The organism is Vibrio sp. 10N.261.51.A3 (assembly GCF_041471965.1).
Lineage (GTDB): Bacteria > Pseudomonadota > Gammaproteobacteria > Enterobacterales > Vibrionaceae > Vibrio > Vibrio crassostreae_C.
Map to the genome: position 1 here is coordinate 1 of NZ_JBFRPK010000081.1, position 22,949 is coordinate 22,949.

22 protein-coding genes are annotated in these 22,949 nt (G+C 45.5%); 7 read left to right on the forward strand and 15 right to left on the reverse strand.

Annotation, left to right across the window (positions count from 1 at the left end):
• Positions 1-97: 97 nt before the first annotated feature.
• Entirely contained in the window at positions 98-325 is a 228-nt protein-coding gene (locus AB4371_RS18395) for a phosphonate metabolism protein (RefSeq protein WP_371973534.1), read from the forward strand.
• Between the two features lie 108 nt (positions 326-433).
• Here AB4371_RS18395 and AB4371_RS18400 read toward each other — a convergent pair whose 3' ends face one another.
• Positions 434-1,768 (reverse strand): MATE family efflux transporter, encoded by a 1,335-nt coding sequence (locus AB4371_RS18400; protein WP_372150452.1) that lies wholly within the window; start codon positions 1,766-1,768, stop codon positions 434-436.
• Between the two features lie 262 nt (positions 1,769-2,030).
• Positions 2,031-3,005, reverse strand: a complete 975-nt coding sequence (locus AB4371_RS18405) for an AraC family transcriptional regulator (protein ID WP_137002312.1) — start codon at positions 3,003-3,005, stop codon at positions 2,031-2,033.
• A 92-nt stretch (positions 3,006-3,097) separates the two neighbouring features.
• Between AB4371_RS18405 and AB4371_RS18410 the strand changes: the two genes are divergently transcribed.
• Together AB4371_RS18410 and AB4371_RS18415 are read left to right on the forward strand one after the other, a co-directional pair.
• Positions 3,098-4,453, forward strand: coding sequence for a serine hydrolase (locus AB4371_RS18410; protein WP_017060556.1), 1,356 nt, complete (start codon positions 3,098-3,100; stop codon positions 4,451-4,453).
• A 66-nt stretch (positions 4,454-4,519) separates the two neighbouring features.
• A complete protein-coding gene (locus AB4371_RS18415) occupies positions 4,520-5,311 on the forward strand; it encodes a hypothetical protein (protein ID WP_017064910.1) in 792 nt (263 codons plus the stop codon).
• Between the two features lie 111 nt (positions 5,312-5,422).
• Here the strand turns inward: AB4371_RS18415 and ppsA are convergent, their stop codons facing one another.
• On the reverse strand, positions 5,423-7,795 hold the full coding sequence (ppsA, locus tag AB4371_RS18420; protein WP_372150453.1) for a phosphoenolpyruvate synthase: 2,373 nt from the start codon (positions 7,793-7,795) through the stop codon (positions 5,423-5,425).
• A 178-nt stretch (positions 7,796-7,973) separates the two neighbouring features.
• On the opposite strand from ppsA, the gene AB4371_RS18425 reads away from it, so the two are divergent.
• The gene (locus AB4371_RS18425) at positions 7,974-8,807 is read left to right on the forward strand and encodes a pyruvate, water dikinase regulatory protein (protein ID WP_017060559.1); all 834 of its coding nucleotides are present in this window, start codon (positions 7,974-7,976) and stop codon (positions 8,805-8,807) included.
• 140 nt (positions 8,808-8,947) lie between these two features.
• Here the strand turns inward: AB4371_RS18425 and grxB are convergent, their stop codons facing one another.
• From grxB to AB4371_RS18440, 3 genes are all read right to left on the reverse strand, one after another.
• Positions 8,948-9,580, reverse strand: coding sequence for a glutaredoxin 2 (gene grxB / locus AB4371_RS18430; protein ID WP_102394180.1), 633 nt, complete (start codon positions 9,578-9,580; stop codon positions 8,948-8,950).
• A 347-nt stretch (positions 9,581-9,927) separates the two neighbouring features.
• Complete coding sequence (locus AB4371_RS18435) at positions 9,928-10,086, reverse strand: hypothetical protein (RefSeq protein ID WP_004733064.1); 159 nt, start codon at positions 10,084-10,086, stop codon at positions 9,928-9,930.
• Between the two features lie 164 nt (positions 10,087-10,250).
• Positions 10,251-11,231, reverse strand: a complete 981-nt coding sequence (locus tag AB4371_RS18440) for a Gfo/Idh/MocA family protein (RefSeq protein ID WP_017060561.1) — start codon at positions 11,229-11,231, stop codon at positions 10,251-10,253.
• A 219-nt stretch (positions 11,232-11,450) separates the two neighbouring features.
• Here AB4371_RS18440 and AB4371_RS18445 point away from each other — a divergent pair, with 219 nt between their 5' ends.
• Positions 11,451-11,933: a GNAT family N-acetyltransferase gene (locus tag AB4371_RS18445; RefSeq protein ID WP_017064907.1), complete on the forward strand. Its 483-nt coding sequence runs from the start codon at positions 11,451-11,453 to the stop codon at positions 11,931-11,933.
• A 2-nt stretch (positions 11,934-11,935) separates the two neighbouring features.
• The gene (locus AB4371_RS18450; protein ID WP_017067270.1) at positions 11,936-12,709 is read left to right on the forward strand and encodes a murein L,D-transpeptidase family protein; all 774 of its coding nucleotides are present in this window, start codon (positions 11,936-11,938) and stop codon (positions 12,707-12,709) included.
• Positions 12,710-12,814: 105 nt separating this feature from the next.
• Here the strand turns inward: AB4371_RS18450 and AB4371_RS18455 are convergent, their stop codons facing one another.
• The 7 genes from AB4371_RS18455 to AB4371_RS18485 all read right to left on the reverse strand — a co-directional run bounded on the left by AB4371_RS18455 (position 12,815) and on the right by AB4371_RS18485 (position 19,994).
• A complete protein-coding gene (locus AB4371_RS18455) occupies positions 12,815-13,552 on the reverse strand; it encodes a sulfite exporter TauE/SafE family protein (RefSeq protein WP_102394179.1) in 738 nt (245 codons plus the stop codon).
• Between the two features lie 160 nt (positions 13,553-13,712).
• A complete protein-coding gene (locus tag AB4371_RS18460; protein WP_372135117.1) occupies positions 13,713-14,432 on the reverse strand; it encodes a glycerophosphodiester phosphodiesterase family protein in 720 nt (239 codons plus the stop codon).
• A 56-nt stretch (positions 14,433-14,488) separates the two neighbouring features.
• Entirely contained in the window at positions 14,489-15,799 is a 1,311-nt protein-coding gene (gene ugpC, locus AB4371_RS18465) for a sn-glycerol-3-phosphate ABC transporter ATP-binding protein UgpC (RefSeq protein WP_372150454.1), read from the reverse strand.
• Positions 15,789-16,631 (reverse strand): sn-glycerol-3-phosphate ABC transporter permease UgpE, encoded by an 843-nt coding sequence (ugpE, locus tag AB4371_RS18470; protein ID WP_372126745.1) that lies wholly within the window; start codon positions 16,629-16,631, stop codon positions 15,789-15,791. The genes ugpC and ugpE overlap by 11 nt, the downstream gene beginning before the upstream one ends.
• 38 nt (positions 16,632-16,669) lie before the next feature.
• On the reverse strand, positions 16,670-17,551 hold the full coding sequence (locus AB4371_RS18475) for an ABC transporter permease subunit (RefSeq protein ID WP_017064901.1): 882 nt from the start codon (positions 17,549-17,551) through the stop codon (positions 16,670-16,672).
• Positions 17,552-17,793: 242 nt separating this feature from the next.
• Entirely contained in the window at positions 17,794-19,086 is a 1,293-nt protein-coding gene (locus AB4371_RS18480; protein ID WP_372132552.1) for an extracellular solute-binding protein, read from the reverse strand.
• A 305-nt stretch (positions 19,087-19,391) separates the two neighbouring features.
• Complete coding sequence (locus AB4371_RS18485; protein WP_372150455.1) at positions 19,392-19,994, reverse strand: 2OG-Fe(II) oxygenase; 603 nt, start codon at positions 19,992-19,994, stop codon at positions 19,392-19,394.
• 202 nt (positions 19,995-20,196) lie between these two features.
• On the opposite strand from AB4371_RS18485, the gene AB4371_RS18490 reads away from it, so the two are divergent.
• The gene (locus AB4371_RS18490) at positions 20,197-20,985 is read left to right on the forward strand and encodes an MBL fold metallo-hydrolase (RefSeq protein ID WP_017067276.1); all 789 of its coding nucleotides are present in this window, start codon (positions 20,197-20,199) and stop codon (positions 20,983-20,985) included.
• Between the two features lie 146 nt (positions 20,986-21,131).
• Here AB4371_RS18490 and AB4371_RS18495 read toward each other — a convergent pair whose 3' ends face one another.
• Positions 21,132-21,560, reverse strand: coding sequence for a RimK/LysX family protein (locus AB4371_RS18495; RefSeq protein WP_004740039.1), 429 nt, complete (start codon positions 21,558-21,560; stop codon positions 21,132-21,134).
• 32 nt (positions 21,561-21,592) lie between these two features.
• On the reverse strand, positions 21,593-22,498 hold the full coding sequence (rimK, locus tag AB4371_RS18500; protein ID WP_004740040.1) for a 30S ribosomal protein S6--L-glutamate ligase: 906 nt from the start codon (positions 22,496-22,498) through the stop codon (positions 21,593-21,595).
• Positions 22,499-22,949 lie beyond the last annotated feature (451 nt).

A 22,949-nucleotide genomic window follows, 5' to 3' on the forward strand; every position in this document is an offset into this window, starting at 1 on the left:
ATTTTTACTTTAATTGGTATAACTTCCTTTTAAAATGGTCCCGAATGAAACTGAAGTACTGCAGTTTTAGGCTGGTGAAGTACTTTGATACAATGGAATGATTAACTCATTTATGTTGATTGTTTTCGTTGGCAACCGCTGCTTAAGGCGTACCGCCATACTCGATTGCGTTTGGCAACTGCGTCCTCGGTTTGATGCTCCTAGCTATGCCGAGCGATTAGAAAGCTTTGAATGGTGGCATTGGGATGATGAAACACTAGCAGAAATATTGCCACCATTCCAAAAAGATTGCGGTGAGTTTTTGGCTTACTTTGAGCAAGTCTAACCCCAATATATTTTAAGTCTGAAACTAAAAAAGCAGCCTAAGTGGCTGCTTTTTCGTTTAATAACTTTATAGCGGTTTAGCTGGCAAGCCGTTTAGTTCGCTAACTGATTAATTAGAAAGTTTAGCCTCGACTTGCCCAAGTGCGCGTTGGTACATAAACCAAGCACATGTACCGGCAAGCACATTACCCACCATGGCACCCCAGAACAGGCCTTCAATACCAGCAAGCTGCGAACCAATCCACAAGCAAGGCAAGAAGAAGGCGAACAGGCGCAGTGCTGATATCGTTAAGGCAGTATAAGACTTACCAAGCGCATTCGAGATAGAAACCATCAGCATACAGATACCCAACGGCCCTAAACTGATAGGAACGATAAGTAAGTGGTAGTTCAAAATGGTCGAGACTTCGTCTTCGCTGGTCATGAGATTTGCCAACCCGCCAGAGAACATCCAAGTTACCAGTGCGATCACCAATTGGAATCCTAATACAAACATCACGGCAATCTTCACAAGACTACGTATGTTCCCTAGGTTCTTTTCTCCCAACATTCGGCCAATCATAGGTGGCATCGACATAGTCAGAGCAAGCACTGCAACAATCGAAAAGAACTCAAAACGTGAACCTAGCGCCCAAGCTGCAACGGCTGCTGTGCCGTAGCCTGCAAGCAGTTTGGTGGCGAGCATCGAAGAGACTGGTGGCAGTAGCTGACTGATCATCGCTGGTCCCATGATGTTGCCAATGGAGCGAACACTCTTACCAATGTTGAGATCGTGCCAGTCAAATGTCATCCAATGTTTCTTAGTTACCTTAGGAGCAACGATAAAGATACCCGCACCGAACGCCAAGATGGTCGCAATCGCGGCTCCGTTGATGCCCATGTCGAGCGTGAATATGAAAATCGGGTCCAATATCAAGTTGATGATGCTGGTCGCGATCATCATCGAACCGGGCAGCATGGTATTACCATTGGCACGACACACACTGTAGAAAAAGTAGAGCAGTGCGCCTGTCCAAGAGCTTACCAGCCAATAGATCCAGTAATAATCAATGATCGGCAGTACCGTCGGTGGTGCATCGAGGAGTTGTAAAATAGGACCACGCAACAGATAGATGATGACCGAGAACAGCGCGACACTCACACTGCCCATCGCAACGACTAATCCGCCGAGCTGTTTGGCATAGCGTATCTCGTTAGCCCCAATAGCTCTCGCGATCACAGCCGTTGTCGCGATGCCTAGTCCGACTTGAATCCCGATAATGATCATCTGAATTGGTAGCGTGAAGCCTTGAACCGCGAGCGGCAGTACGCCTAACTGGCCAATAAAAGCACTGTCTACAAGTTGGAAGCTCATCAGGGAGAGCACCCCAAACAGCATTGGCCATGTCATTGTATAGAGTTGTCGGCCAAGAGAAGGCGAGGGAGTTGCGGTCGTAGAATTCATAACACTCTTATCAGTCTTGAAGGTAGGTTTGTCGTAGTGACAATCCACTCAATGAAGAATTGCGTAAAGGATAACGTAACGTTAGCTCGATACCAATAAATGTCATTAAATCTATCGATATTACCTTTGCACAGTTTCATCGGTATGTGAGCATTGTACAATGTAACTTTATGCGTTCGCTTATTGAAATTTAAGGTGTCGTATCTTGTTTCTGAGTTTTATATTAGCGGATTGGGTCTAAAGGTTTTCCATTCGACTATTTCTAATGTTTCGCTTTATCCCGATAACTTGGTGGCGTGACTCCAACCCAACCTTTGAATGCACGATTGAAATTACTCAAGTCGCTGTAACCCACTTGCCAACTGATGTCTTGAACAGAAAGGTTGGTCTCTTCAAGTAGCTGTTTTGCTTTAGCTTCCCGAACTTGTTCTTTGGCTTGTTTAAAGAGAATGTTTTTGCTCTTCAGGTTTCTCTGCAGCGTTCGTTTTGTCATGCCGAGCATGGTCGCAAACCACTCAATATTGAACCAAGGTAGAGTCGCATAGGTGTCTATTAATATCTCGACAGCGTGATGCCAATCTTGGGTACTATTTCGTTCTGAAATGGCACGATAATCATCGGGCAGCGGAATCGAGAACGCACCGTATTGCTCTTCAAACTGAATATCAGAATCAAAGAAATGCTTAGGTAATTTACGTGCGCTGTTGTGCTTAGAGACCAACTTGGCGTGTGATGGTTGCCAGTGACTGTCAATGAACTTACGGCATAGGCTAATTACGGTCAGGGCGCGAAACCATTCTGCTTGTTCAAAACCTGAGGTCGATGGGTGATAGTAACTTCGATGACACAGCCACCACAATCCATCGCTTTTTTCCGTCCATATGGTGACGTGATTACTTAAGGTCGATATTTCAGTAATCAAGCAGCGTACCGCTTGCTCGAGAGAAGTGCATTGTTCAATTTTTCGGTCTAGCTCAGGTGACAATTGCTCTAGAGAGGCCTTACGTCCAACCTCAATCCCTATCGAATAGCCAAACTTACGCTCAAGGCCATGAATGAAGCGAATCACGTCTTGTGTAGGAAGCCATTGATTGGATTGTGTCAGTTCAATGGGTAGACCGCACGCAACGGCGACGGTGCGCCAATCCAGTCTATGTTTGTCACAATACTGAATATATGGAGCAATGTTACTGGTCGAAGTGAGCAGTATGCTGGTGGTGTTCGATGATGCTTTCATTGTTTTGTGCCTACCATTAAATGTCATCAAGTGACCTAATTAAGTGTAGCGCATCTCCCTATACTTTTCCTAACCTAAACAGGAGAACAATTATGAAACTTAAACACATTGCCGTTCTAGTATCGTTAGCGACCCCATCATCATTTGCTCTTGCAGCAAACCCAGTTGAAGAAGCTCTGAAAGTTGAAGGTGCTCAAGTTACCTTGACCGTGAAAGAGGCGAGCACAGCATTTACCCCAAGTTTTACTGACTCAGCTCGTGAGTTATTCAATAACTTTCATTGGCAGATGGGCGGCGACCACAGCGTTTACTACAACATGCACATGAGTGAGTTTCTACCAACGGCACTGGCGGCTCCAAACGAAGAGTACAAGCCTTTAGTCAAAAATATCGACCCACGACTCGCTGCACTGAAAGTTGATACTGAAAGCAAAGGTCAGTTGACAATGGATGAGTACTTGGCGGATGAACAGTTCCGTACCCAAGGCTTTATGTTGATTCACAAAGGGGAGATCGTTTACGAAGCTTACCCAGGTATGAAGCCGACAGATACGCACGTTTGGGCATCTACAGCAAAAACGACGGTTGGCACAGTGATCGCAATGTTAGTGGAAGAGGGCAAAGTCGACCCTGAAAAAGAGATCGCTGAGTATGTTTCTGAATTGAAAGGAACGAACTGGGATGGCATCACAGTACACCAAGTTCTGAACATGTCGACCGCGCTAGACAATGAAGAGACATTAGAGTCTATCTTGAACCCAGACTCTGATGTGGTGCGTTTCTTTGCGGCATCGTTTAACTCACCTCGTGCAAAAACGGGTGAAATGGAAACTTGGATGGAAGTGGCTCAAGGTGCACAGAAACTGGAAGGTGAAAAAGCCGGTGACCATTTCCGTTACGCATCTATCAACACCATGGTGCTGACTAAGTTAGTTGAAAACGTTGAGAACAAAACTTGGACTCAAGTATTCGAAGATCGTGTTTGGTCAAAAGTGCACGCACGTCAACCAATGCAATTCAACTTGACGCCAGATGGCATGGCGATCGCGGTTGGCTTGGTTTCATCAACGGTAGAAGACATGGCTCGCTGGGGAACACTATTTACACCTAGCTGGAAAGCGGTGGCTGATGAGCCAGTGGTGTCACAAGCTGTGATTGATCGTATCCGCAACGGCGGTGATCCAAAAGCATTCGTAGGTACTAGCAAAGAGAGCAGTTCACTGCACGCATACAACGAAAAAGCAGACTACAACGCATACCAATTTGATTTCATTTTCAATGACGGTGCAATGTCGAAAAGTGGCAACCTAGGCCAATTTATTTACATCGATCCTGCACGTGACTTTGTGGGTGTGATGTTCTCAACCAACCCATACCACTCAGGTTTTGGTGAGAATAAAGGCCCTGCACTAATGCGTTCGGCAGCAAAACTACTTGCTGACAAGTAATCTATTTATTACCTAACAGGATGTTCCAGGCTTCAAGGAGGAAGCAAACGACTTTCGAGAGATATAATGAAAAAGTTTGCTCTATTAATCCCGTTGAGTTTAGGTCTAGCCCTTCCTGCACATGCTGATTCAGATTCCGAACGTGTTATCGATCCTGCTGATGTCACTAAAGTTTATACTCAAGCTGCATTGATGCTGAATGGTAGTTCAGATATCCAATTTCAAGGGCAAGTTTCTGGCGGTTTAGAAAACGGTCAGCAGTTTGCCCTACTGGCCGAAGGGACGTTTGTCGATGAAAGCAACACAGCGCTTCGCGATCCAGACAAATTCGGTACAGAGTACAGCAACTCTAGAATTCAGTACTTCCACGTCTTTGAAACGGGGACGAAAGCTACGCCTAAAGTGGGTCTTTCATTAGATTATATTAATACGCGCAACAGTATTAAAAATGACTTATTGTCGGTTGGCGGTGTTGTTGCGATTAATCCAGCTTATACCGGTGGATTCCTGGTATTTCCAAGAGCAGGACTGATGACTGGTAGTATGGAGATCCCTGGCGTCACTTCATCTAAAGATGATTTAACGGGATACTCGCTTGGTTTGATTACCGCGAAGCATCTCGGTGACTCTGGCGCTTATGTGTCTTTGGTTCCTGAGTGGCAAGATCTTTCTGGTGATGATATCGACATGCAAAACTTCTCATTTAAAACATCGTTAAATGTGCCGATGAACACTGCAAGAACTTGGTGGTTGAATACGCGCTATGACATTACCAAAGCGGATGTTGATGTGAAAGGTGTGTCAATGCCGAATGGTTGGCAAACCGAAGCTTGGGTTGGTGTGAGATACTACTTCTAGCGCTCTAGCCAGCTAATTTGGAAAGAACCTAAAAAAGCCAGTCAACGCGACTGGCTTTTGTCGTTAAGGTACCGCGTGAAGCGTTACTTATTTACTTATTTACTTATTTACTTATTTATTAACAACGTTACCTAGCTTCAACCACGTATCGATAACCGTATCCGGGTTTAGTGAAACAGAGCTGATGCCTTGCTCCATTAACCACTCTGCTAGGTCGTCATGGTCAGATGGGCCTTGGCCACAAATACCCACGTATTTACCCGCTTTGGTTGCCGCATCGATCGCCATTTTCAGCATTGCTTTCACGGCTGGGTTACGCTCATCGAAGAGGTGTGCCACATCGCCTGAATCTCGGTCGAGGCCAAGTGTCAGTTGCGTCATGTCGTTTGAGCCGATAGAGAAGCCATCGAAGTACTTCAAGAACTCATCAGCCAAGATTGCGTTCGATGGTAGCTCACACATCATGATCACTTTCAGACCTTGGTCGCCACGGCGAAGGTCGAATTTAGCCAGAATGTCGATAACCGATGCCGCTTCGCTTGGAGTACGAACGAATGGGATCATGATTTCAACGTTCTTAAGGCCCATTTCGTTGCGAACGCGTTTGATCGCTTGAGTTTCTAGCTCGAAACAGTCTTCGAATACTGGTGAGATGTAACGAGATGCACCACGGAAGCCTAGCATTGGGTTCTCTTCATGCGGTTCAAACGTTTTACCGCCGACTAGGTTGCTGTACTCGTTCGACTTAAAGTCAGACATACGTACGATCACACGCTTAGGCCAGAATGCAGAAGCGATAGTCGCGATGCCTTCTGTTAATTTGCTTACGTAGAAATCGATAGGATCTTTGTAGCCACGAATACGTTCGTTGATTTCCGCTTTTAGCTCATCCGTTTGTGCATCGAAGTTAAGCAGCGCTTTAGGGTGAATACCGATCATCTTGTTGATGATAAATTCTAGACGAGCAAGGCCAACACCTTCGTTCGGGATTTGTGCAAAGTCGAAGGCACGATCTGGGTTACCCACGTTCATCATTACTTTGGTTGGTAGCATTGGTAGCTCATCAACCTCAGAACGTTTGATTTCAAAATCGAGTTCGCCGTTGTAAACGTAGCCTGTTTCGCCTTCTGAACATGACACTGTCACGGTATCGCCATCGTTTAGGCTGCTTGTTGCGCTGCCACAACCAACAATCGCTGGGATACCAAGCTCGCGAGCAATGATCGCAGCGTGACAAGTACGGCCACCACGGTTAGTCACAATCGCAGACGCTTTCTTCATCACAGGTTCCCAGTCTGGGTCTGTCATGTCAGTTACCAGCACGTCGCCTTCTTGAACCAGTGACATTTGGTCTAGAGAATCAACCAAGCGAACAGGGCCAGAGCCGATACGCTGACCGATAGCGCGGCCTTCAACCAAGACATCCGCCTTATTGTTTAGCTCGTAACGCTCGATAACGTTTTGATCGCTTTGAGAACATACGGTTTCTGGGCGAGCCTGAACGATGTAAAGCTTGCCGTCGATGCCATCTTTCGCCCACTCAATGTCCATTGGACGTTGGTAGTGCTTCTCGATGATCATCGCTTGTTTTGCTAGCTCTTTGATCTCTTCATCGTTGAGTGAGAACTCGTTACGCTCTTGAGTGTCGGTGTCGATGATATCGACTTGCTTGCCGATTTCTTGATTGGTCGAGTAGATCATCTTGATCAACTTAGAACCAAACGTCTTTTTAACGATTGGGTAGTGACCCGCTTCTAACATTGGCTTGTGAACGTAGAACTCGTCTGGGTTCACTGCGCCCTGTACAACCATTTCACCCAAGCCCCAAGAAGAGGTGATGAATACCACTTGGTCGAAGCCAGACTCAGTATCAAGCGTGAACATCACACCTGAAGAGGCTTTGTCTGAGCGAACCATGCGCTGGATACCCGCAGACAATGAAATGCCACGGTGGTCAAAGCCTTGGTGTACACGGTAAGAGATAGCGCGGTCGTTAAACAGTGACGCGTAAACGTGCTTGGTTGCTTCGAGTACCGCGTCGATGCCTTTCACGTTAAGGAAGGTTTCTTGCTGGCCTGCGAATGAAGCATCTGGAAGGTCTTCTGCGGTTGCAGATGAACGCACAGCTACAGACAATTCTTCGTTGTCTTCGATTAGCTCGCGGTAGTTATCACGGATGTCTTGCTCTAGTGATTCTGGGAAGGGTGCGTCTAGAACCCATTGTCGAATCGTTGCACCTGTCTTACGCAGGGCGTCAACGTCTTCAACATCAAGTTCATCAAGTAGTTGGTGGATGCGCTCATCAAGACCTTTGTAGTCAAGAAAGTCGTTAAACGCATAAGAGGTGGTAGCAAAACCATTAGGTACAGAAACACCAGCATTGGACAGGTTAGAAACCATCTCGCCCAGTGAGGCGTTCTTACCGCCGACTTTGTCGACATCTTCCATGGATAGGCCATTGAACCATAGGGTATTATTTTGCATTTATTTCTCCAGAAACATAGCAAGCATTGTAGGGATTTAAAGGCAAACGATTACGTATCAGTTTAAAAAAATGTAAATTATTTTTTAAAGCTGTGGGGGACGTAATAGTCAGCAGGGTTTCGTTATATATATTATGGTTCCCATCCTACTCAAAATAATTTTAAACATTAAATAAAAAATGCAAATTGATATCCAAAGTCGTGATGTATTCTATGTTTCTGATGGAACGGCCATAACATGTGAGACTTTAGGGCATGTTGTTCTAGGTCAATTCCCTTTTAAAGCCAATGAAAAAACCTTTCCGTTTGTGGAAAGTGAGGACAAACTTTCTGATTTATTAAAAGAGATTGAAATTTCGTATCGTGATACCGGATTAGAACCGCTAGTGTTCTTTTCGATTGTGATACCTGATATCAAAACCAAATTGCTAGAAGCGCCCGCGCACTGTTATGACGTGTTAGAGAGCATCGTGCAGAAAGTACAGGATGACATTCAGATGGCGCCTGTTCCTAAGTTGCAGCGCTCACGCAGTGTAAACAAGGACTCGGTGAAGTATTTCGACCGTATTGCTGCGATTGAGTACACGCTCGCGCATGATGATGGCATCACGCTAAAAGGGCTGGAAGAAGCCGACATCATCTTGTTGGGTGTTTCTCGAAGTGGCAAAACACCAACAAGTTTGTATATGGCGATGCAGTTTGGCTTACGCGTAGCAAACTACCCATTTATCCACGATGACTTGGCACGCTTAAAGCTGTTGCCAGAGTTTGAGATTTACCGACATAAGCTGTTTGGTTTGACCATTGATGCAGAAAGGCTCACTGAAATTCGTGAGAACCGCTTAGCAGGCAGCGAATACGCCAGTGACTCACAATGTTTGTATGAATTGCAAACGGTAGAGGCGATGTTCCGTCGAGAAGCGATACCTTACATCAACACCTCTTCACTATCGGTTGAAGAAATTTCGACACGAATCTTGGAGCGAACAGGTTTGAGAAGGCGTCTGCTGTAAGACAAAGCCTTAGAGAAATAGAATGGCCAGATAAAAGAAAATCGAAGCTCGCAGTTTACACCTGAGAGCTTCGATTTTCTGTTTGTGCTCGTTGTAGTCGCTTGCGAGTCAGAGCTTGTTTTCTTAATCGAGATAGCTTTCTAGCGAAGTAAAGACAGCTTTAGCGTTTCACTTTTCTTTTCTAACCAGCGTTCAAGTGCTGGTGGCCATGTGATGCTTGGTTCTACGCAAAAGCCACGAAGCATCGAGAAATACACCGCTTGATCGACTAGAGGCAGTGATGACTCACCATTCTCTAGATCCAGTAAGAGTTCGGCATCTTTCAGTAATGGGTTAATCAGTTGAACGAACTGAGGCGTCTTTTCTAACAGTTCTTCAAAGTTAAAACCTTCGGTCTCTTTACTGGCACGCCAAGCTTCTTTGGCTCCAGCAGAGCGATATTCAGCCAAGTCGAGGTTCCACCAACGTGGGCGTCCAATCTGTTGAGTAAGAGGGAATGCGCGAGTTTGGAACACAGTCACTTGCTCAGATGGCACACGCTGCTCATCGCTTGATTTCAAGTCCATGAAGTACGCGATGATATCTAGGCTCTCTGCCATGATAGAGCCATCGTCTTTTTGTAAGACGGGTACCATCTTTTTACCGATCAGATCGATAAGGGTTTGGGCATCATCATAATCGACAGAAACAAGCTCAATGTTCAAGCCTAGCGATTGAGCAATGTAGGAGACTCTTGCACAGAAAGGGCAGTGATCGTAAATGTAAAGCTTCATAGCTTCCCTCATTCGGGTCTTTCTTAGTATAAGATGATGCTAATGTACCAGAAACTTTCGCAGACAATAAGCCTTTGTTAACAAGAACTATTCACTGCGATTAAGTGCACGGGAATATCAAGAGAACGATGAGAATAAGCACCTAGTGTAGAAACTCGTTGCCTAATTCTATTGTCAGTTGAGTGCGGTTTTATTGTAACGAGTAAGCTAATGAGAAAGCTGGTGGGTAAATGACGGGCATAAAAAAGGCTCTGGCTGCTTACTCTAATGCAGAAGAGTGAAGTCAGCCAAAGCCTCAATTTTGTTACCTTTAGTAGAGTGACTACTAAAAGGGCAGAGTGGTTAAACTATGCTTTTTTAAGATCTTGCGCTGGGTAAGTAAGCGTCATTGCGCCTTCTACCGTTGTAACGTGAACGTAGCCGCCACCAGCACTTAGGCCAGTTACTACCATTTCACCTAGTTCAACACCTTTTGTTGCTACAACGCGATCATCAACTGAAAACACTTTACACACCTTCAATAAATTAAATAAATACGATAGATATCGAACGCGGATTTAAACAGATGGGACCTTAATCAACTAATCCGGTTATTTGTCGTAAAGATTAAATTCAGTTATGTATAAATAATTATGTATTAAAAATCAGTTTGTTAACTTACGCTGTGACGTTATTTATCCGCTGGATACACTACACCAACTTGTTGGCGCATCTCTGTAATTAACTTCGCAACCGTTAAAGCGCGCAGTTGGGCCTGCGCTTGTGTTGCGTTGTCGCCAGCAATGCAGCTAGCAAAGGCCTGCGCTTCGTAACTCATGGAGTTTTCGCTTTGTGCTTGAGTAAGGTTTTCTACCGTGCCATCGCGGTAGCGGATCTTAACGTCAGTACATTCAGCGATGTGATCGATGATGATCGCCCCTAATTCACCTTGGATCTCGCTTGGCGCATAAGAGTCGCTGACTTTGGAGTGCGCAAGGGTCACATCAAACTCAGGGTATTGGAAGATCGCACAGCCATGAGCATCGACACCTGAATCAAGTAGCTTTGCAGAAGCCTGTGCGTTTTCAGGTTTGCCAAATAGCGCGACTGTCGCGGCAACACAGTAAAAGCCAATATCGACCAATGAGCCGTTAGAAAAAGCTGGGTTGAAGGTATTTGGGTTCTCGCCGTTTAGGTATTTTTGGTAGCGCGATGAATACTGGCAGTAGTTGATGTGTGCTTTATGTACCTTGCCAATCTTTTCTAACCCAAGTTGAACTTGCTTAAAGTTCGGTAGGAATTGAGATTTATACGCCTCAAACAGCACCACACCGTTTTTCTCAGCGACTTCGAACATGCGTGTTGCTTCATCAATATTTGATGCAACCGGCTTTTCACAGATAACATGCTTGCCGTGTTCCATCATGAAGATAGATTGCTCGCAATGCAGTGAGTTAGGGGAAGCGATGTACACGGCTTCTACAGTGTTGTCATTGGCCAATGCGTCGAGTGAGTCATACGTGGTTTCAACGTCAAATTCTTGGGCGAACTGTGCCGCGCTGTCTAGATTTCGAGAGTAAACCGCAGCAAGTTGCATCGATTGAGATTCGTGCGCAGCTTGAACAAACTTTTGTGTAATCCAATTGGTTCCAATTACAGCAAACTTAATCATATAGGTATCCAGTCGTTAGTCGTCGTTAGTATATTGATTCTGCAGAGATAGTAGCACTCAACGGCTGGCAATGTGCCTGAGATTTACGGAACAATTTCCCTAAACATAGTGCCTAATATTAATGTTCAGCCTTCACAGAGCGTCTGAGTTGACCAGTGTAACGGTGCACAACTAAGCCATTTTTGCTAAGGTGTTATTGAATTCAAACAAGGTGATGATATGCAAATCCGGACGGCCAAGGTAACTGATATTAACGCGATCTTAGCGCTCTCTGAGCAGATAAACCGTCAACATCATCTTGGTGCGCCTATGGTATTTGCACCAGCGTCACAAGGCTTGGCCGACAGTGAAGAGTATTGGTTAGGTTTGATGCTTGACCCACTTGGCGCTTTCTTGGTTGCAGTAGACGACAAGCAAGTCGTTGGCTTTTTAGCGGGTAAGGTAACGCAGAACAAAGGCGTCAGTTTTATTCAGCCGCACAAGGTGGCAAGGGTCAATACGATTGTGGTGAACGATCAGGTTCAGAGCAAAGGTGCTGGTCGAGCGTTAATGAAGTCTTTTAATCAATGGGCGCAGGCGAGAGGAGCGATAGAACTTAGGTTGGAGGTAATGGAGTTTAACCAACAAGCTCAGGGTTTCTATGAGTCGTTAGGAATGGAAACTCAGTCACGAACCATGTCCATGCGTTTTGAGGAGATCTAAAGGTGCGTCTGTTTCTGCCTTTATCACTGTGTTTACTGTTTGTGGCTTCGAACGCGAATGCTGAGCAAGTCGTGGTCGAGAAAATAGTCTCTGACGCGACCGCTATCGAAACCATCGTATTCGAGTCTGCACCGGCTCATTCTCAACGTGTCTCAACGTCTTCATCTAACTCAACCTCTTCCACGAGCTCAAACTCCGAGCATGTGATTATTGTGGATGATGTTCTTAACAGTAGCCCTGATGAAAAGGTAGCTCAGCTTTCTCAAGGGTCATCGAAACGTCCACCTCAAAGTTCCTCTCGACAGTTTTACAACGTACCGGATAGCGCATCTGAGATAGATTCGCTGTCGCAAGTGGTTACGTTAGTTAAAGTCGATAAATCGAAACGTAGGATGTATCTGCTAAAAGGTGAAGAGGTGATTCAGGAGTTTCGTATTGCGCTAGGCAAACAACCGAAAGGGCATAAACGCTTTGAAGGGGACAACCGAACGCCGGAAGGGGAATACCAGCTCGATTATGTGATGGAAGAGTCGGACTTTTATCGCTCAGTACATATTAACTATCCGCAACCTTCGGATATGCAATGGGCAGAGCAAAATGATGTAGATCCTGGAGGAAACATCAAAATCCATGGCATCAAAAACGGCGAGCGTCGTTCGCCGAGCTTTATTCAAAGTTTTGATTGGACGGATGGCTGTATCGCGTTAACCAATCAAGATATGGATGAGTTTCTCCAACTTGTAAAAATGGGTACCCCTATCCATATCGAATGGTAGTCATTGGTACCCAGTTTTCTTAATCACTTTCCGCAGTCAATTAGCGCAATCAATTCGCGAAACCAATTCGTAAAAGCAACGTCCAAACTTAACCGCTAAAGCCAGTTACAGTATGACTCGACCTGCACTGAATATTGCAATCACAATCAGCAATGCAATGGTGACTGGCTTGAACTTCGCTCCACCAAATCTCTCGAACAGTTTAGAACCCACATAACCGCCAAACATGCTGCTTGGTAGAAGCGCGAGAGTCAGCCAAACTACATCGCGGTCGACTAACCCAGCGATAGATGCCGAAACAAATGCAGTGGAATCCGCCAAGACAAAGAAGGCTATCAGTCCGGCTCTAGCAATGTGCGGAGCGACTGGGCTTGCCAATGCATGAGTGCCAATTGGAGGTCCTGACATCGAAGCCGCGCCGTTCATTACACCTGCAAGGCTGCCTAGAATATAGGGAGCAAATCTAGGTTCGCTTTTGTACTGGAAGCCTTTATAGATCATAAGCGCAGACGCAAAAATGAAGGCACTGATGATCAAGATGATCGTGTCTTGGCTAACGGATTTAAGCAGAAGTAGGCCGACTGGTGTGAAGGCAAAACAAGGGATAAACACCTTTAAAACCCAGCGCCAGTTAACGTGCTTTCGAACTTTAGGCAGTAATTGAACATTGCCTAGGAGATCGATCAACATGAAGACGGGAACCAGTTCGATAACAGGCGCGAATAACGCACTTAATGGCAATGCCACTAAGGTGAAACCGAAACCTGAGAAGCCACGAACAATAGCGGCGAAAATGAAGATTGCACCCAAAATTGGGAAGGTTGGACTAAAAATGAGATCCATAAATTAAGTAACCAATGAAGCTGTCTAAATAGAGCGAGCTAATGAAACCAAGTGAGTAGCGGAATGTACTCCTACTCACTTGTGTTTGCTACCTAATTTTAAGGTTTCCCGAGAGTTAATTTTAAAGTCTCTCGGGGTTGTTTTTGCAGTATTCGCTTGGTCAATTTATAGAGGTAAATTGATTCGGAAGATCAGTGAATACGGCATCTACTTTTGAGATGAATTTGAAGTGAGAGGGATCGTTTACTGTGTAGCACCAAGTTTGAATATTTGCTTCACTGAGTGTATCAAGATCGCTCTGATTCACATGCTCGTAGTTCATGTGACAGCTGAACGCTTTAACCTCGTCAATCAACATCAAGTCGGCTTGAGTCAGCTGCTCTGTGATCACACCTACGCGGTATCTCGGCAGGTGAAGAGCCATTTCAGAAACCACTTGATGGCTGAAACTTGAAAGCAGCACTCTGTCGGTGTCTAGATTTGAACGAATCAACTCGGTATGCAGCAAATCAACGACATGAGGCGCTTGATGTCGACTGTCGACTTTGATCTCTAAGTTCACGCTGAGATCATGCTGCTCAACAAGCGCGAGCAACTCTTCCAACGTCAATATTCTTTCACCAGCGAACTGCTCAGACTTCCAACTGCCAAAATCGAGCTGACGCAGTTCTGCAAGGGTGTGTTCGTCGACACGACCCTTGCCATCGCTGCAGCGCTCAAGGGTGTGGTCGTGACAAACCACAAGTTGATCATCCTGAGTTGGCTGAATATCTACTTCAATCCATTTCAAGCCGAGTTTAGCGGCTTGTTCAATGCTTGCTTTGGTATTTTCTGGGTGAGTACCTGCTACACCCCGATGACCTACGATGATAGACGACATAATTAATCCTTCTTAAAGACGCACCGTAAAAACGCATTAAATATCAGTGTACTCGATTAAGCGAGAGCCGTCGTTATGCTTGTCGTCTCTTCGCGTGACTCTTGTGAAGTAAAGTTATTCGGCTGAATACGCTTTCCACGACTGTCAAAAATATGCAGGTTAGATTTATCAATGCTTAATCCGAGCGGCAGTACTTGGCATAGTGTCGTTTCTGGCGTGACGGCGATAAAGGGTTGGTCGTTCACAAGGCCATGAACCAATTGATTCGGCCCCAATGGCTCAACCACACTGATACGCAGTTCGAGAGGCAAGGTGTTCATCTTTAATTCGGAACAAACCTCAGAGTGTTCAGGGCGAATGCCAAGCGTGATAGTCGCGTCCTTAACGTGCGCGTACTCTGGCAGATACATTTGTTGCTCGCCGATTTCAAGATAGCCATCATCGAGCGTGGCAGTTAGGAAGTTCATCGCGGGGCTGCCAATAAAGCTTGCCACAAAGGTACTGGCAGGCTGGTGGTAAACTTCTCTTGGTGTGCCGACTTGTTCTATCTGACCTTTGTTGAGAACCACGATTCTATCTGCCAGTGTCATGGCTTCGACTTGGTCATGAGTCACGTAAACACTGGTTACGCCTAGCTCGCGTTGTAGCTTTTTGATTTCTAACCTCATGTGAGCGCGCAATGAGGCATCTAGGTTAGACAAAGGCTCGTCAAACAGGAACAGTTGAGGGTCGCGTACAATCGCTCGTCCCATAGCAACGCGCTGGCGCTGACCACCCGAAAGCTTGGCTGGCTTGCGGTCTAGATACTCTTCGATTTTCAGTGTCTTGGCGACTTTCTCAATCTTCTCTTCAATCACGTGTTGGCTGACGCCTCGGTTCTTTAAACCATAAGCGAGGTTTTTGTATACCGTCATGTGAGGGTAGAGTGCGTAATTTTGAAAGACCATTGCGATATCTCGTTGAGCTGGCTTTTCGTTATCAACACGACGGCCGCCCAAGTGAATCTCACCGCCAGAGATGCTTTCCAGACCCGCAATTGAACGTAGGATAGAAGATTTGCCGCAGCCCGATGGGCCAACTAATACAAGAAATTCACCCTTTTCGATATCAAGCGAGACATCTTTCACTGCACGATGACCGTTCTCATAAGTCTTTACCAAGTTTTTGATGCCTAACATGGTAGGTGCTTTGTGCGTATGGTTGTGAGTGGCTTGGGTGTGCCCTAACGTTTGTTTTAACTTTGGCATCGGGGTGTCCTCTGTATTTTTGTGGATAGCTCGGTGAGAAGGCAGGTGAGACATCTTGTACTCAGCGAGTGATTGAATGCGGTTATCATTCATTTGATTTGTGTCGTTATTATTTTTCACTTTCTACTAGCCCTTTTACAAACCAACGCTGAAATACAACCACCACTAAAACGGGTGGTAACATAGCTAAAATCACCATGGCAAAAACATAGTCGTAGCGCGGTAAACTGGTTTCATTGATGTTGTTGAGTACTTGTTTGATGCCCATCACGATGGTGTTGTAGCCTTCGTCCGTGGTCATCATTATTGGCCACAGATATTGGTTCCAACCCACCACAAACATGATGATGAAGATTGCGGCAATCATGGTTTTAGACAGTGGCAATAAGATGTCGACAAAGAATCGAAATGGACCTGCGTTATCTAGCTGAGCGGCTTCTAACAATTCATCGGGGATGGTTTTGAAGAACTGCCTAAAAAAGAACGTCGCGGTGGCTGAGGCGATCAAAGGCAGAATTAAACCTGTGTAGCTATTAAGAAGCCCAAGCCCAGCGACAACCTCATAGGAAGGGATAATGCGCACTTCTAATGGCAGCAAAAGCGTCACGAAGATCAACCAGAACCAAGCTGTAGCATAAGGCAGTCTGAAGTAGACCAAAGCATACGCAGCCATCATCGAAATGATGATCTTACCGATCGCAAAACCTAGCCCCATGATCATCGAGTTGGAGATCATTTTGCTGGCGGTGACTTCGCCACTGAAGCCCATGCTTTTGTTCCAAGCTTCGCTATAAATGGCCGTAAAGTTATCGCCTGGTACCCATTGCAGGCCTTCGCTGACAATGGTGTTCGGGTTATGCGTCGAGCTGGCGAAGATTAGCCAAATAGGGACCAACATAAACAGCATCCCAGCAATTAAAATTAGGTGGTCAGAGACCTTATTACTTTTCATAAATAACTCCTGTCGCGTTAAAACCTAGCTGTAGTGGGTTAGTAATGAACACGCTTTTCTACAACGCGAAACTGGATAAATGTAAGAGTGAGCACCAATAGCAACAACACAACTGACTGCGCAGAGCTGCCGCCTAAATCTGCGCCAACAAACCCGTCTCGATAGACCTTGTACACCAACGACGTTGTGCCGCCACCCGGGCCTCCATTGGTCATGGTGTCGATCACGCCAAAGGTTTCAAAGAACGAGTAGGTGAGGTTGATGACCAGAAGAAAGAAGCCTGTAGGTGCGAGTAGCGGGAAAGTAATGGTCCAGAAACGTTTTGAGTCGCTGACACAATCGAGCATTGCCGCTTCTTTTACGGCGTAAGAGATCGATTGAAGTCCAGCTAGAAAGTAGATGAAATTCACCGAAACCTGTTTCCACACCGAAACCAAAATCAGAGCAAACGTGGCATCCACAGGGTCGGTTTGGAAGCTAAAGTCCCAACCTATAACCGCAAATATCTCGGTAAACACGCCAATGTGTGGGTTAAACAAGAAAGCACCGATTACGCCTGCAATCGCAGGAGCAACCGCGTAAACCCAAGTAAGAGTGACCTTGTAAGCGCCTTGTCCGTGAATGATGTTGTCGGCTTTAACCGCGAGCAGCAGCGCTAAGGCAAGCGATAAGAAAGAGACCACGATTGCGAACATTAATGTGAAGCCAATCGAGTTCAAATACTCGCTCGATTCGAATAGCATCTGATAGTTTTCGAACCACACGAATATCGATGAGGTGCCCCAAGGGTCTTCTAGCATGAAGGACAGGTAAACTGCCTTTGCCGCAGGGTAGATAAAGAAAACCGCAATGATGAGTATCTGAGGCGCCAAAAATAGGTAAGGCAGCGGAGAGTGAAAGAATTGCTGACGTCGTTCCACAGGGTAATCCCCAAAAATTAGTGACTGTTATCACTGTTAGTTACGGTGAGCACTAGCGCTATAGCAAAGGAATGCATCCAGTTGAGTTGTAGTTTTTGGAGCAAGAAATGGCGCTAGTGAAGAATCTCCTCACTCCTTGCCATTGCGTTTTTAATAACTCAGTGACAAGTGGTGAGGAGCAATGAACAGCTTTCGGTTGTAAAGCCTTTAGCTCAGTAATCTGCTTTGGTTAAAAAGCTAAATTAGTTCATCGTACGAGCGAAGCGTTTCAGCAGTTTGCTGCTCTCATCTTCGACTTTATCTAGGCTGTTCTCGACGCTAGAGCGGTCGGCGAAGATATTGTCGAATTCACGATGCATCACTTCACGAATTTGAGGGTAGTAACCTAAGCGGTAGCCCTTAGTCCACTCGCCCGATTTTAGGCTTAGCTGCTTAACACCCACTTCTGCGTCTGGTTGTTCGTTGTAGTAGCCAGACTCTTTCGCTAGCTCATAAGCAGCCATTGTTACAGGTACATAGCCAGTGGTTTTGTGCCAGTAAACCTGAGTTTCAGGCTTAGTCAGGTAATCAAAGAACGCTGCGACACCTTTGTCTTGTTGCTGGTCATGACCATTGAGTGCAAACAGAGCTGCGCCGCCAATGAAGGTTAAGCCTGCGTCTGGGTTAACCGATTTCCAGTATGGAAGGTATGTGGTGCCGAGTTCGAAAGGTACGCGGTTACGTAAGCCACCGAATGAGCCTGAAGAACCCATCCACATTGCCACTTCTTGGCGCTCGAAAGGGGTTTGGTTTGCATCCCAGTCGCTGCCGTAATACTTGTAGTAACCGAGATCTGACCACTCTTTCATCTTGCTAACGTGCATCATCATGTCTTTGGTGTTGAACATGATCTTAGTGGACAAGCCATCGTAGCCGTTGTTTTGATCTGCGACCGGCAGGTTGTGGCGAGACTTAAAGTTCTCAAACATGATCCACGGCGTCAGAGATTGAGAAAACGCGATGTGTCCTTCTGCCTTCAGCTTCTTAGCAACGACTTCTAGTTCTTCATAAGTTTTAGGCGCGTCTGCACCCACTTCCGCGAGAAGATCTTTGTTGTAGTAAAGAACCGGTGTCGAACTGTTGAAAGGCATACCAACCATCTTGCCTTGGTTGTCGGCATAGAAGTTACGAACGCCCGCTAGGTAATCGTTTGAATTAAAGTTGTAGCCCGACTCAACCAGAATATCCTGTACCGGTTTCGCGACGCCTTTCGCGTTCATGATGGTTGCTGCGCCTGCATCGAAGACTTGCAGAATATTAGGTGCTTCACCTGCTCGGTATGCCGCGATACCGGCTGTTAAGGTCTCTGTATATGAACCCTTGTAGATTGGCGTGATCTGGTAATCATCTTGTGACGCATTAAAGTCGGTCGCAATTTTGTTTACTGTTTCTCCAAGCTGGCCGCCCATTGCGTGCCACCAAGTGACTTGAGTCGTTGCGAACGCTGGCATTGCCGCTGTCGCAGAAAGAACGCCTGCCAAAATTAGCTTATTCATCTTCGTTTCCTTTTGGATGAAATCGATGTCGAGGTATTGGATTAGAGTGTTAACGAGACGGTAGGGGTGTCGTTTGAAGCTATCTTGAACAGGGCGTATTTCACTTAAGTGGCTAAACCGTTTCACTGATATGAAAGATTCATTTCGATTTGGTTTAAGAGAAAAGTTATTGATGATTTTGATATTTATTACGTGCGGTTTTTGAGAGGTTTGTTGTTGAATGCTTGCTTAATATTTGTTCAATAAAAAAGCCTCTCGAAGGAGAGGCTTTGAATAAGCTAGAGCTTGTTATAATCGGCTTTGTTCTAGTGTGCGATATCGAGTTGGTTGTCTTTCACGCCGTTAATACGGAACCAACCTGCAATACTGAATCGCTCTGTGTTTGTCGGCAGTACCTCGTGTGGGAACTGTTCAGATAAGAACACAAATAAGCGGCCTGACTTTGGTAGAATGGTCGCGATGTGGTTGTCTTTTAGGTCGTAAACCACAAGTTCACCAGCGTCTTCTTCTGTCCACTCATCATTCATATAGAACACAGTGGTCAGGCGGCGGTTTTCATTGCCCTTGAAACAGTCTAAGTGCTTCTGGTAGAAGTCGCCTTTTTCGTATTTAGCAAAGTGCGCTTCGTACTCGAACAGACCCAAAAAGAACGCTTGGTTTGCCGCTAAACGAATTTGTTCCATTTTGTCTAGGAACAGAGATGCTGGCTGACCCATATCGCGGCGCACCCATTGAATCTTGTCACTACGAATGGTCGACTCTCGCGTTACTTCATCGTTACGGCCAATCCTAGCCTTTTTCCAGTTCTCTGGAATGCAATCCCTCAATGCCACCACTTCTTCATGCGTTAAGAAGTCATCCCAAACAAAGTAGCCTTGGGTGGAAAGAGCATCGATTAGTTGGTTCATGTATAGCACTCAGACAATAAATTAGAGGCGCATATATAGTCCTAATAACTTAGGTCAACAAATCACGTATTTTGTCGTCACGATAAAAGAGCGGAAGAGCATGGTACTTTGATGTGATTTTATAGTTAACAAATTTGTTACAAATAAATGTGAGTTTGCTATGGTGTAGGTCTGACCAGTTGTTTTATCACAAGGAGCGGTTTTGCAGCTGCATACCATCAAAGGCTATATCCAAGACATGTATCTCGTAGAGTACCCAGATAGGTTGCTGTTACTTGATGGTGCGTGCCGTGCGGATATTCCTCATCTTAGGGCTTTCATTGAAGATGAGCTTGGCCGTGAATTTAGCGACCTACATACTGTGGTTGTTACACACATGCATCCGGACCACGCAGGGGCAGCGCATACGCTCAGAAAGCTGACTAATTGTCATTTGGTGGCAGCAAACAGAGACAAAGATTGGTATCACGGCATCGATGGCATTTTGATGCACCTGACCGACTTAGCGCTTGCTAGGTGGATGGCGAACCGCTTAGGCAAGCCTAAAGCAAACCTATGGTATTCAAGAAAGTTAAAGCCGGACTACAAGCTGTCTGATGGGGATAGTATTCCAGGGTTTGATGATTGGTTGGTTCTTGAAACACCGGGCCATACCGACCGTGATCTCTCGGTCTATTGCCCATCACACAGCGTGGCTTATGTTGCCGATTTAATGGTCGAGGTTAAGAAGAAGCTGATTCCGCCGTTTCCTATCTTTCACCCTAATAAGTATCGAGCGTCTGTATCGCGCATTTATGACATGCAGCTCGATACCTTGCTGGTGGCGCATGGTGGGCAAGTCGATTTCAGTCAGAAGGCTTTTGAACACCTGCTGATGAGTGCCCCAAGAAGGCCTGTTACACATTGGCGAGTGACGAAAATCAAAACCAAGAAATTACTTTTATCGATTGGGCGATTTGGTTTTCAATCTCATGGTAAATCGAAGAAATAGATCAGAAGTCTGAATGCAAAGTCGTGTATTCAGAGCTGAAAGTAGAAATAGAAAAATAGATAGCAATAAGGCCAGTCATGAGACTGGCCTTATATCGTTGTGAGTAGCTTTAGTTATAACCTGTGGAGCGGTTACGATGACTCGGATTAGTGAGTCAGCAGGAATTCACCCGCAGGGTCAACAATCACTTTGTCACTCATGCCTTGACGTCCAAGCAACATCATGTAAGTCATGTCTTGACGGTTGCTTAGCGTGATATCGATCGGCCATTGTTGGCCACCGATTCTTAGCATGGTTTCAATCACGCAACGGTGTTCAACTTCGCCGTTAGATGATTTAATTTTCTTACTTGTTTTCAGTTTCGCCTTGCAGCGCACCGTCTCTTCTAGGTGATAAACGTCTGGGTGAAGGTCGAACTCTACGAATTTCTCACCATTTGATTTAACACATAGTAGATTGTCTACGTGTAGAGAAGAGGTTTTAGCCCCTGTATCAACACGTGTATGTAGTCCAGTTATCCCTAACTCTGGTAAGCAAAGTGCTTCGGTATTCCCTATGATCATTTTATTGTTCATTTTCTTTCCAATCATGAGTTATCGGTATTCAATCAGCCCTTGCCACGAGTACGGTTAGCGTTTGGTTTTGCATTCTTCTCGATGAATTCGAAAATCATGTCTGCTACATCTTTACCCGTTGCTTTCTCGATGCCTTCTAGGCCTGGAGAAGAGTTTACTTCCATTACTACTGGGCCGTTCTTAGATTGTAGGATATCTACACCACATAGGTTTAATCCCATGATTTTCGCTGCATTGATTGCTGTTGCGCGCTCTTCTTTGGTTAGTTTAACCAGCTGAGCAGTGCCGCCACGGTGCAGGTTAGAGCGGAATTCACCTTCACCAGCTTGACGCTTCATTGCAGCAATTACTTTGTTGCCAACAACAAAACAACGGATGTCTGCGCCATTTGCTTCTTCAATGAACTCTTGAACCAAGATGTTCGCTTTTAGGCCCATGAACGCTTCGATAACGCTTTCTGCTGCTTTGTTTGTTTCTGCTAGTACAACGCCGATACCTTGAGTGCCTTCAAGAAGCTTGATCACAAGTGGCGCGCCGCCTACGTTTTTGATCAGGTCTTGAATCTTGTCTGGGCGGCTAGCGAAACCTGTTTTTGGTAAGCCAATACCTTTACGAGACAACAGTTGTAGTGAGCGCAGTTTGTCGCGAGAGCGACTGATTGCTACTGACTCATTGATACAAAAAGTGCCCATCATTTCAAATTGGCGAACAACCGCAGTTCCGTAAAAGGTAATGGAAGCGCCAATACGTGGAATAACAGCATCGTATTGAGGTAGCTCTTCACCCATGTAGCGAATCTTCGGATTGTTACTCGCGATATCTATATCACAGTGCAACGTGTCGATAACATCGACCTGATGACCACGTGCTTCTCCAGCCTGCTTTAGACGAGCGGTAGAGTATAGATTTTCGTTGCGAGAAAGAATTGCGATACGCATGGCGTTTCCTTAGTTAATACCTGATTGGTAACTGCAAATAAATTAGTTGTTAGCTGAGCTTTCAGTTTTTTCTGAGGCTCCTTGCTTGCTTCGGGGCGAACCTTAAGGCTTTTCGTTCAACTAAGAAAACGAATTAAATTTGTCGAGTCGACAACGGAAATTTATCGATTGTGTGAGCTATTGGTACAGCAGGCTTGAGAGGGGAATTGGAATGGAAAAGCGAGTTGAGACCTAACTCATATTGGGGGTAGGAGCATATTAGGTTATACCCAACTCGCGTTTACTCGGTGCTAAAAAGTGTACTAATAACGCCAGTTACATAGATCTAAAAGTGTTCGTAGTGCTTCTCTTTCGAGCTTACTGCAGGTGCTTTTTAGCTTGTTAAGATAGTATTTTCTCATGGTCATTACTCTCTCTGGTTAGGCTTTATTTACAACCTATGGTTTGTTGC

Excerpts from the sequence above, each read along its gene's own strand:
- AB4371_RS18395 (WP_371973534.1), top strand. The coding sequence starts at position 98 with ATGATTAACTCATTTATGTTGATTGTTTTCGTTGGCAACCGCTGCTTA.
- AB4371_RS18400 (WP_372150452.1), bottom strand. The coding sequence starts at position 1,768 with ATGAATTCTACGACCGCAACTCCCTCGCCTTCTCTTGGCCGACAACTC.
- AB4371_RS18405 (WP_137002312.1), bottom strand. The coding sequence starts at position 3,005 with ATGAAAGCATCATCGAACACCACCAGCATACTGCTCACTTCGACCAGT.
- AB4371_RS18410 (WP_017060556.1), top strand. The coding sequence starts at position 3,098 with ATGAAACTTAAACACATTGCCGTTCTAGTATCGTTAGCGACCCCATCA.
- AB4371_RS18415 (WP_017064910.1), top strand. The coding sequence starts at position 4,520 with ATGAAAAAGTTTGCTCTATTAATCCCGTTGAGTTTAGGTCTAGCCCTT.
- ppsA (WP_372150453.1), bottom strand. The coding sequence starts at position 7,795 with ATGCAAAATAATACCCTATGGTTCAATGGCCTATCCATGGAAGATGTC.
- AB4371_RS18425 (WP_017060559.1), top strand. The coding sequence starts at position 7,974 with ATGCAAATTGATATCCAAAGTCGTGATGTATTCTATGTTTCTGATGGA.
- grxB (WP_102394180.1), bottom strand. The coding sequence starts at position 9,580 with ATGAAGCTTTACATTTACGATCACTGCCCTTTCTGTGCAAGAGTCTCC.
- AB4371_RS18440 (WP_017060561.1), bottom strand. The coding sequence starts at position 11,231 with ATGATTAAGTTTGCTGTAATTGGAACCAATTGGATTACACAAAAGTTT.
- AB4371_RS18445 (WP_017064907.1), top strand. The coding sequence starts at position 11,451 with ATGCAAATCCGGACGGCCAAGGTAACTGATATTAACGCGATCTTAGCG.
- AB4371_RS18455 (WP_102394179.1), bottom strand. The coding sequence starts at position 13,552 with ATGGATCTCATTTTTAGTCCAACCTTCCCAATTTTGGGTGCAATCTTC.
- AB4371_RS18460 (WP_372135117.1), bottom strand. The coding sequence starts at position 14,432 with ATGTCGTCTATCATCGTAGGTCATCGGGGTGTAGCAGGTACTCACCCA.
- ugpE (WP_372126745.1), bottom strand. The coding sequence starts at position 16,631 with ATGAAAAGTAATAAGGTCTCTGACCACCTAATTTTAATTGCTGGGATG.
- AB4371_RS18480 (WP_372132552.1), bottom strand. The coding sequence starts at position 19,086 with ATGAATAAGCTAATTTTGGCAGGCGTTCTTTCTGCGACAGCGGCAATG.
- AB4371_RS18485 (WP_372150455.1), bottom strand. The coding sequence starts at position 19,994 with ATGAACCAACTAATCGATGCTCTTTCCACCCAAGGCTACTTTGTTTGG.
- AB4371_RS18495 (WP_004740039.1), bottom strand. The coding sequence starts at position 21,560 with ATGAACAATAAAATGATCATAGGGAATACCGAAGCACTTTGCTTACCA.
- rimK (WP_004740040.1), bottom strand. The coding sequence starts at position 22,498 with ATGCGTATCGCAATTCTTTCTCGCAACGAAAATCTATACTCTACCGCT.